Raw genomic sequence first — 9,687 nt, 5'->3', positions numbered from 1 at the left:
AACTCCTTCGGGTATGCTTTTCTCTCTCGTGACATAATTTCTGTTAAGGTATGTAAATCCCTTAACTCCGTGTCTACTCAAATATAGCAAGTCCAGTTTTAATAACGCATAGAATCAGTAAAGAAGAAGCATTATTAAACAAGCATAAAGATAAGCGTGATGAAATTGTGTCTGCTTTGAAGGATAATTATGGAGCTGATATTTATGATCCGTTTAACTCTGGATCATATGCGAAAAATACAGCTGTAAACAAAAAGTTTGACTTTGATCTGATGGCACCCTTTAAACGGAATGCGTTTGCAACTCTTAAAGAGATGTACGATAGTGTTTATGACTTCCTGTATGAAAAATATAATGGAGATGCCACTGTCCGCAAGCAGAAAGTTTCAATAGGGATTGAGTTTTATGCTGATGAGGATAACGACGTGGTTAAAGTTGATGTAGTGCCAGGAAGGGAATTGAATAAAGATCAGTATAAAGACGATAAGAAACTTAACCTGTATGTTTATTACCAATTCGGTAAAATGGAGGCGGGAAGTGACTACATTAGAAGTAATGTTAGTGCCCAGGTCTCTAATATTAAAGAAAATGCTAATAAAGGCGATCTTCGTAAAATAATAAGACTTCTAAAGGTTTGGAAGATACATAACAACAAGATTCCGAAATCTTTCTTTATTGAACTAATCACCATTAAGGCATTTGAGAAGAAAGATGTCTCTGGTAGTCTTTGGGATAAGCTAAAAATTGTGATGGAGTTCATTAAAAATAATGTTAAGACTATTTCTTTACCTGATCCTGGCAACAGTGGTAACGAAGTTGCGGATTCTTTAAGCGATCTGGATAAATCCGCTATGAGTACCGATATGGAAAATATGATAGACAGGATCGAAGAAAACAGCGACAACATCAAGATCTACTTTCCTCTAAATGAGAAGTTTCCTGTTGAGGAAGGAAGTAAAAATCAGTATGGCTCCAGTAACGCCGGATTTTCGGTACCACCAGCAACTAGGTTTGGATAGTGATGGAGAGGTTAACGCAAATCAGTGATCTCGTATCCGGATTTGAGCATGTAACAATCACAGTGCCTTTTGATGAGAACAACGAAATCATCAAAGGTACTGTGGCTATTACAGCTGAAGATCGTACAGAGATATTTGAAGTAGTAATTTTCTCTCAGTATCCCCAGAAATTCCACGACTCTGAAACCATAAATTTCATAAATAAGGGATTAATTGAATGTAACCACGTAAATTGGGACGGCTCAATTTGCATTCATACCTTACATTCACCTGATTTACAGCAAAAACTCATATTGGATTTCGGCGCTTTAAAAGCCTGGATGTCAAAATATTTGATTAATCAGGAAGTAGATTCCCACTATGAACATATCGTAGTCCCACATTTTGCTGTGAACGGCATTAGATCCGTCATGTTATTTACTGAACTGGAACATTCTTTTAAGAATGGGGATTTTGGGGAAATTGAATTTTCAAAGTTACAGGACGGAAAGGTTAACGATGTAACAACAAGCACATATATCTTGCAGTCTGTTCAGTGCGGAGAGAAAGACATCCGTTGTAAATGGAGCGAAATGTACCGGGCAATGGAGAAATTTAAGGGCATTTATCTTTTTATGGATAAACCTCCTGTCAAAAACAGGAGGTTTGCGCTAGAAAATTGGGAAGAACTGACCGGGTATTTTTCTTATCAGTTTCTGAATTATTTGGAATCTACTGAACGCAGTCTTTCGACGATAGATTATCGTAAGCTTACTTTTTTGCTAGGTTATCCTATTGACAATGGGTCAGAAATTCATTGGGAAATGATAGCCATTGATAAAAACAAATATCCAAATTATAAGGAGCGGGTTAAAGGTACAAGGTATTTTGCATGGAAATTAAAAGACCAGCCTATACTTTGGGGAGAAACTAAGAATAGTGGTTATGCATATTTTTTTGGGAGAGGTAAACTTTCTGACAAACTCACAAAGAAGAAGATTCTCATTCTGGGTCTCGGTGCTTTGGGAAGTATGGTGGCAACAACGCTTTGCAGAGGAGGCTGTACCAACTTTACATTGTTTGATTATGATGCTAAAGAACCGGGCAATGTTTGTCGTTCTGAGTATCATTTCTTTTCAGGGATCAATAATAAAGTTGAAGAGTTGCAAAAACATCTAGTTGCTATATCCCCTTTTGTGAATGTCGCTGGAAATTCAATATTCACAGATGGAATCAAACTATTATTGAGTAATCCAGATTGGAAGCCAAAATTCGAGATCTATTTTGATAGTTTTGACCTAATTATTGATTGCACTACTGACAATGATCTGGCATTGTTGCTTAACCAACTAAATACAGAAAAAGAGTTTATTAACTTGTCTATTACAAATCATGCAAGGGAATTGGTTTGTGTGACTAATCCGAATTTGTATTCTACGATGATGCATATTTTTAGTACACTTCAAAAAGAGGATGATACAGATCTATATAATCCTACAGGTTGTTGGGATCCGACTTTTAAAGCTGGATATAATGATATTGCAGTGTTGCTGCAATTTGCTATCAAGCAAATCAACATTTGCTACAAAAATGACCAACCAATTCGAAGTTTTTACCTGTCTTCCCAAGAAGAGAATAATTTTAACATTAAAATCACTCCATTTTGACATTCGAAAACAATGAAATAGGATTATCCGTGGAAATTAGCGGCCATCTTGTAGATCGGATACGGGAAGCTGGGTTAGCGCATTATCCGAATGAGTTTGGAGGTATTCTCGTGGGTGAATATTCAAAGGATAAACAAACGGTTAAAGTCAGCGAAACTATTCTACCATTGACATACAAGTCGTCAAAAGTAAGTTTTGACCGAGGAATTGATGGGTTGAAAGAATCTTTGTTAGATTTTTATAACGCTGTTCCTTCAAGGATTTATGTTGGCGAATGGCATACACATCCTAATGCTTCACCTATGCCAAGTTGGACTGACATACTTGCTATGCGGCAAATTGTAGCCTATGAAATGGTGAATATTAACAATCCTATAATGCTAATATTGGGGTTAACCTTAACAAATTCTGAATTAGCATTTTATGTCTATTTAAACAACAAACTTTATAAGTATGAAAATATTTAATACCCTATTACTGCTGCTAATATTGTTTACATACCAAGCTAGTGCAGCAAAAACAGATCCTGAGATTATAAATCTTAAAGAGCGGGTCAAGAACCTTGAAGATTATAAAACCAATATCGACAACGTATCCAAAGCCTCTGTCCAAACTATCAAAAATGAAATGGATGAAGAACTTAAAAATAAATTTAAAGATATTGAATCCGCCGAAAAAATACTTTATCTATTATTAGCAATAGGGTTACCAACAACTGCATTTGCCATTTATACGCTGATTTGGGGAGTAAAGAAAAAAACAACAAAGCTGATAGAAGAAAAAATCGAAAGCATTGTAGAAAAAAGCAGAGAAGATATTGTCCGTCTTATTGATGCTGAAACAACCGACAACAAGTTACGAACCAACAAGCAGCTGTTGGTTATTAGCGGTGATGAAGAGTCAAGTGAATTTATCAAGGGATTTCTTAAACGGTTAAAATTTAAAAAAGTTATTTATAGAATTGTTGGGTCGTTCAATGAAGTTCCTGAACACGACCTCATGATTTTTAACACTCCAAATTCACAGATCAGTCAAGAGAAAATTGACGAATTGATGCGACTAACTGACGACGAAGATCATCATTACGTTGCCTATTCTACAGAAAGACTTACACCAAATTCAAGGCTGAATTTTTCAAATTCTTTATTTACTTTATATCATAATATACTCTCAACTTTGAAATATTCTGAGATTGCGAAGCTGATTGATGAGGATTAATGTTTATAGGTACTAAGCTAAATATTTTTAGCTTGTTGTTCTATTTGAGGAAGACGAAAAATCATGTTGCTGGGGCGTGCCAATTTACACGCTTACTACTGTTTGTACAGTTCTATAATATACTTAAACCATCTTTAAACGCGGAACGAGTTGCCGCTTTTGGCGAAATACCCACTAAGTGATTTCGTAGCGAATTGACCAGTTTTAAATTTGGCAACCAACCTCGAATATCTTAGCAATCACTATATTGTACGGGTCAATTTTAAACGAAAGGTATTGACTTAAGATTCCGTAACGATATGGTAAACCTCTCTGAAATCTCCACGCTTAAGCTACTTTCTTTCCTTTAACATAAATTTTGTAAACTTGGAAAATTAACGAACTCACATCACCATGATGCAATTTAAGTTTTTGGATGAGGTCATCCCTTCCTTAACGTTTGATCTGGCCGTACTTCGGCGGGATACCACACGCTATTCAATGTTGCTTTACCAGCATGAAGGCACACTATTCGGATCAGCAGAGCGTGTGGGAAACAATGATCAGACGCTGGCTTATAAACAATCAAACGCTTTTCTGGAATTGTTGCGTCAAACCAATGCAGATCTTGGCGTTACGCCAGAGTATGTTGTTCCCTGGGCATGCCTTAAAGAAATACTGGATGATACTTCAAAATATCCCAAGAATGGAAAACTATGGCTTTTAGGAATGGAGTCCATTAAAAAGGAGGATATCGCACAGTTTGCAGCTGACTGTACGGCAGCCAGTGTGAAATTTCATTATGACGAGTCGGTTTTGGAAGATCAGAAGTCGTTTCTGAACACTTTGATTTATGTATTTTGGGGAAAAATAGAAGGAACGAACCGGTTTATCGTAATCGCACAGTTTAAAACCAAGCATATGGGAGTTTGGGGCACCGACCTGGAACGCAACGGTATGGTGGATGGGAAAGTGATTTATGTACTTAAAAACAACAATTCATCTGTTCGGCTTTTTACGGTAGTGTGTTCGGAAGCTATGAATTTAGCAGAGGCGCTGACCGCGGAGGCAAGAGATTACCTGCACTACGAGGATAGTCCCTATCTGCTCATCAATCCCCAGGTCAATCCCGGTCCAATCCATAAACATTTTCTTGATTTCAGAAATGCCGTACTGAGTGATGAGCGCAAGGAAATCATCTCACTGAACTGGAGCAGTAATTCACGTCTGGGTCATGACAGTCTTCTTAAGGAAGGATCCGGACGAAGCGGCATTTACACTCGCTCCGGACAGTTCAGTTTCGGCGATACTGCTCGAATCGTTAAAAATCATAATCTGGGCATGTATTATTTTTATCCAGGAAAGGATCGGCACGCCTTCGTTCTGGAAAGCAAAACCAGCGCCTTCCTAATTGAGAACTTACCTGTACACATCACAGGTGGTGTGGCTGCTCAGCAACGCCGAAACGGACCGGAAGTGACGGCAGCCTTCAAGCTCAAAAATGATTTTAGATGGGAAGCATTGGAAACGGTTTCAGACGGACACATTGATTTTTTGAAAAACCTGGATTGTGAAAACTCATTCCTAATGGATCCTAATCAATGCATATTGGAAAAAGAGCGCTTGGCCTGCCTGAGCTCAGGGGAGATACCGGAAAAATCAGATCTGCACTGGTCAGATGTGGATAAACTTTTATCGCTTCATTTTGCTGAAACCACCGAAATTAATAACAGGGCTACCGTTGCCCAAGACACTTCAGGAGCAAGCAGTGATAAACGCGCTTACTATGCAAAGGCGATAGAGAAACTTGGTGGGGTCATTCTCAAAGACGCGGAAAACTATCCGCCAAGTTTGGCTGGTCTTAAGAACAAAACCATTTCGGTTGGCTATTCCCAGAAGAAGAACACCGCGCACCAGAAACTCACAAAGGAGAACTATTTCCGCTATAACATGGTGGCTGAGGGAGATGAGATGATTGCAGCGACAGTTTGCTTTCTCCCACTTGGCGGACGTGCTGATGCAGTAAGGGTTTATGAGCGCCTGCGTGGCCTATTTACCAGCGATAGCATGTCAAAGAGCAGGGTGGTGGTCTACTACGAGACCAATCAGGGATTTGACTGTGTCTCTGATTTAGGGGCCGGAAGTATTACAACAGACAATTCAACCAGAGAGAATTCAATTACCAGATAAGCTATGGATAGCAAAAGGATATTAGAAATGGCCCAACAACAGATCCCTGATTTAGCTGGGATTGGGAAGGAGGTTTACAAGGGCACCCTCCGTATTGAGGATATGGTCGCTGGAATTTATTATTTTGATCTAAGCAATAAGATACCTGAAGATTTCGATGCCTATCAGGAAGAATTGCTATCCGAGGAGTTCTATTCCAATCCAGGAAGTAGCCAATGGAACTATTACCTTTTCCTGCTCAACAATACCCTAAGCCCGGAACAAAAAAAGAAGATCGAGCGCAACGACCGTTATGCCAGGAAATTTGTGCTCGATGAAGAAGGCTTTCGTGATTTTTTCCATTTTGAAAAAGGTGGCGAAGAGATTCAGAACAGTATTGTAGCGCAATGGAAGGGAGCTCTCGATGCAGCTGATCTCCAGGAAGTTTATGGAGCAGGGTCTTATGTTGAAATATTCGAACGATTTCTGGCCAACAACACGAAAAAACAGAAAACGAAGGTCGGTCGTGAAACTAACAGCCAGGCTGATACGATTAGGTTCATCAATCGCGTACTTCTGAAGGACAGTTACCGAAAATATCCACAGGATATTAAAGCATTCCGGTTTGGAAAGGTCAATTTAGTCCAAGGTATTAATGGAGTAGGCAAAACCTCCCTGTTTGAAGCGATCGAACTCATGCTCTGCGGAGCTACTTTTCGTAACAAACATCAACTTTATGAAAACGGCTGTCTGGAAGCAGAATATAACGGCTCGGGTAATTTGGAGCGTTATCAGGCGAAAAATCCTGCCCTTTACCAAAGCAGGGACCTGAGCTGGTATTCAACGACCAATCTTCGTGGAAATACCCTCTATAATTCCTTTAACCGCTTCAACTATTTTAATGCCGATGCTGCGCAGCAGTTTTCCGGTGGTGGCAGTCAGGATGAAATCAGCAATGCCTTATTCAATATCGTATTAGGACCAGAGTATTCCTATCTTCAGGAAAGAAGTTCGAAAATGCTTACCAGAGTTAGTCCAGCCTACAAAAAACTAGAGACAGAACTCGCTGCAATGGAAGGACAACTGCTTGCAGCAGAAAAGATAATTTCCGCTTATCGTCAGCCGGAAAACCTGCGAACGATGACCGACAATATCACTGCAAGTGTAACCAGTATTGCTTTCGTTAACGGGAGGTTTGATTTTCGCACGCAGTCCGCACTGATAGAACAGGAAAACAATCGTTTACAGGTCACTTTGGGGTATTTTTCAGAAGATAATTATTCTTTCGACACGCGCGATGAACATGCTCAGCGCTTGTCTGCTTTTGTGACCAAGAAGCAAACTTTTAGTGAACTGATCGAAAGGATGCGTGGATTTAACCATGAACTTTCCGAACAGCAAAAAACCACTAAAAAACTCGAAGGACAACTAGATAAAATCTCTTCCGCGTTGAGCTATCTTCAGGACAGCCGCTTCATCGAACTTCGCGGACTCGATGCCAGAGCCAGAAAGGCTTCAATAGAACGGCAGCGTAGACAGTTTGTTAAGGATGCTTTGAACGGTTTAGACTTTGTGGTGCGCCATGTCGACCTTTCGATCCCGGTATATCTGGAGCGGCTTCGTGTCCAGCAGGAACTTGAAGAAAAAGAAATATTCTCGTTAGATAACAAGATAACAAGCGCGATTTCTAATTTGGGGACCATCGCTGGCCTGCTAAAGGAGATCAAACTCAGTGGTCAGCGCTATCTCGAAATTGATACTGATGCCCAAGATTGCCCAATGTGTCAAACCGCATTTTTGCGTCAGGTACTTGAGGATCGTGTAAGAAGTGTTAGTGCGGTAGCTAATGGGGCTACACAAGCTGAAAATATTGAAAATGACCGTAAATCGCTGGATGTGCTCAAGAACCAGCTCATCCAGACCCACGCACATATCCAAAATGCAGAAAAGATTCGCAGTACTTATTTAGATTATTTCAGAGGCGGAGATGATGTTCTCATTGAGGAGGCAATCAGGCTATTGCGGGAGCAGTCTGCCTTGATTTCTCAAACTGAAGTAGAGATCAGAAAAATACAAAATGTTACCGAGTTCGCGCGTATTGCGGGCAAATCAGAACAGGATCTTAAAGCTCTGGATGCAGCTGTGGAAGAAATATTGGGAAGAACAATACAAATTTCACAGTCGGAATCCGTAGCGTTAGAGGAAGCCAAACTCGCAATCGAAAGCTCACTTGCCGATCAGGAAAACTTCCGGATGAGCACCATGGAAAGACGTTATGCTACCGGTTTAGATTTAAAAAAAATGGCAGGGATTGCCGTAGAGGAGCAAGTTGACCTCAAAGTGGCCGAGCAACGGGTAAATCAAGAAGGAGACAAACTCGAAGCTTTTAGAAAGCATTTTGAAAGTCTCTCTGCTACAGTAGTCCTTCAGGGCGATGCATCGGTCACTGCGCTCAAGACGACTTCGGATTTACTTTCAGCAGACATTGCAAGTTACCGATCGGCAACCCGCGGTGAGCTTGAGGTGAACACAGCAAGGGCACAGAAAAAACAGAGTGAGGCTTTTGAATTGGAAAACAGAGTGAGATTCGAGAGACTAAAAAAGGCTTTTGAAACCCTGAAAAGCTTATCTGAAAACGAAGAGTCCGAAAAACAACTTCAGGAATTCTTCAATCAGAACTTTACCGAGATAGCTGATATCTTCCGTGCAATCCACATGCCTAGGGAATTTACCGATTTACGTTTCGACGGAAAGGAAGTCACATTGAAGGATGAATCCGGAATGATCAGAGGTGTTACTCAGATCAGCACCGGCCAGCGTTCGGCGCTTGCCTTATCCATATTTCTTTCGCTGAACAGAAAACTCTCGCAAGGACCTAACCTGATCATGTTCGATGATCCTGTAGCTTTTATTGATGATTTCAATGCCCTATCCTTTTTGGATTATCTGCGAAACTATGTACTCAGCTCCGGAAGGCAGATATTTTTTGCTACTGCAAACGAGCGGCTGGCTAACCTGTTTGAGAAAAAGTTCGGCTTTCTTGGAGAGCATGACTTTGTTCGGTACGATCTTACCCGATAGGTTAACTTTACAAATCAAACCCTGCTGCAGGAATTAGAACTGAGTATTAATTTTATGGGATTCATAAAGTTGTGTAGTTCCGTTATAGTTTGTCCCATTAATTTCCAAGAACTGTTTAAAAAAAACGCAACATCGAAGTTACCCATCTAGAAGAATTTTTAAAAAACCCCCAATTTCACTCAATTCGTCCACAAAATGGTTCGAATTATGCAACGCTTGATCCGCATTAAATTATACGATTTGGAGACTTTAGAACTTTGCTGATAAACTTTAATTCACGGTAATTGTTGTATATTTGCATATATCAGGTCGATATTATGGCCACCAATAAAAAACATCGGCTCATATTTGAGTTATCTAAATCGGAACGTGAATTACGTCTTAAGAATGCATTGAATGAGATTGTTCAATTAACCATAGATATGCAGAAACCTTTCGTATATAGGAACAACCTATGCATCCAGCCTAACTTCTTTATCCATCAGTATCCCAATGGAAAGAAATTCCTCATTTCACAGAACCAGGAAAATTCCAAAGAGAGTGTACTGAGAGAGCAAGTCTGATCTTATTGATAA

Annotated in this window: 7 protein-coding genes; all 7 read left to right on the top strand. The window is 40.0% G+C overall.

Going from position 1 to position 9,687, the window contains the following annotated elements; translation table 11 throughout:
- Positions 1-167: 167 nt before the first annotated feature.
- The 7 genes from BLW16_RS15325 to BLW16_RS15290 all read left to right on the top strand — a co-directional run bounded on the left by BLW16_RS15325 (position 168) and on the right by BLW16_RS15290 (position 9,675).
- Positions 168-1,019: a nucleotidyltransferase family protein gene (locus tag BLW16_RS15325; protein WP_245735305.1), complete on the top strand. Its 852-nt coding sequence runs from the start codon at positions 168-170 to the stop codon at positions 1,017-1,019.
- 2 nt (positions 1,020-1,021) lie between these two features.
- A complete protein-coding gene (locus BLW16_RS15320; protein WP_090558182.1) occupies positions 1,022-2,665 on the top strand; it encodes a ThiF family adenylyltransferase in 1,644 nt (547 codons plus the stop codon).
- Positions 2,662-3,132, top strand: a complete 471-nt coding sequence (locus BLW16_RS15315; protein ID WP_175470593.1) for a Mov34/MPN/PAD-1 family protein — start codon at positions 2,662-2,664, stop codon at positions 3,130-3,132. Before BLW16_RS15320 ends, BLW16_RS15315 begins: the two co-directional genes overlap by 4 nt.
- Complete coding sequence (locus tag BLW16_RS15310; protein WP_090558178.1) at positions 3,119-3,883, top strand: NARF domain-containing protein; 765 nt, start codon at positions 3,119-3,121, stop codon at positions 3,881-3,883. The genes BLW16_RS15315 and BLW16_RS15310 overlap by 14 nt, the downstream gene beginning before the upstream one ends.
- Positions 3,884-4,276: 393 nt before the next feature.
- Positions 4,277-6,052 (top strand): hypothetical protein, encoded by a 1,776-nt coding sequence (locus BLW16_RS15300; RefSeq protein ID WP_090558173.1) that lies wholly within the window; start codon positions 4,277-4,279, stop codon positions 6,050-6,052.
- Positions 6,053-6,055: 3 nt separating this feature from the next.
- Positions 6,056-9,112, top strand: coding sequence for an ABC-three component system middle component 1 (locus tag BLW16_RS15295; protein ID WP_090558171.1), 3,057 nt, complete (start codon positions 6,056-6,058; stop codon positions 9,110-9,112).
- Between the two features lie 317 nt (positions 9,113-9,429).
- Positions 9,430-9,675, top strand: coding sequence for a hypothetical protein (locus tag BLW16_RS15290; RefSeq protein ID WP_090558169.1), 246 nt, complete (start codon positions 9,430-9,432; stop codon positions 9,673-9,675).
- Positions 9,676-9,687: the final 12 nt, after the last annotated feature.

The sequence above is a fragment of the Pedobacter hartonius genome (genome assembly GCF_900107535.1).
GTDB classification, from domain to species: Bacteria; Bacteroidota; Bacteroidia; order Sphingobacteriales; family Sphingobacteriaceae; genus Pedobacter; species Pedobacter hartonius.
Note: the sequence above shows the minus strand (reverse complement) of the source record. Positions and strands in the feature narration are given on the sequence as shown.

Bases quoted from the DNA above. Each gene is read 5' to 3' on its own strand.
- BLW16_RS15320 (WP_090558182.1), top strand. From the start codon at position 1,022: ATGGAGAGGTTAACGCAAATCAGTGATCTCGTATCCGGATTTGAGCAT.
- BLW16_RS15310 (WP_090558178.1), top strand. From the start codon at position 3,119: ATGAAAATATTTAATACCCTATTACTGCTGCTAATATTGTTTACATAC.
- BLW16_RS15300 (WP_090558173.1), top strand. From the start codon at position 4,277: ATGATGCAATTTAAGTTTTTGGATGAGGTCATCCCTTCCTTAACGTTT.
- BLW16_RS15295 (WP_090558171.1), top strand. From the start codon at position 6,056: ATGGATAGCAAAAGGATATTAGAAATGGCCCAACAACAGATCCCTGAT.
- BLW16_RS15290 (WP_090558169.1), top strand. From the start codon at position 9,430: ATGGCCACCAATAAAAAACATCGGCTCATATTTGAGTTATCTAAATCG.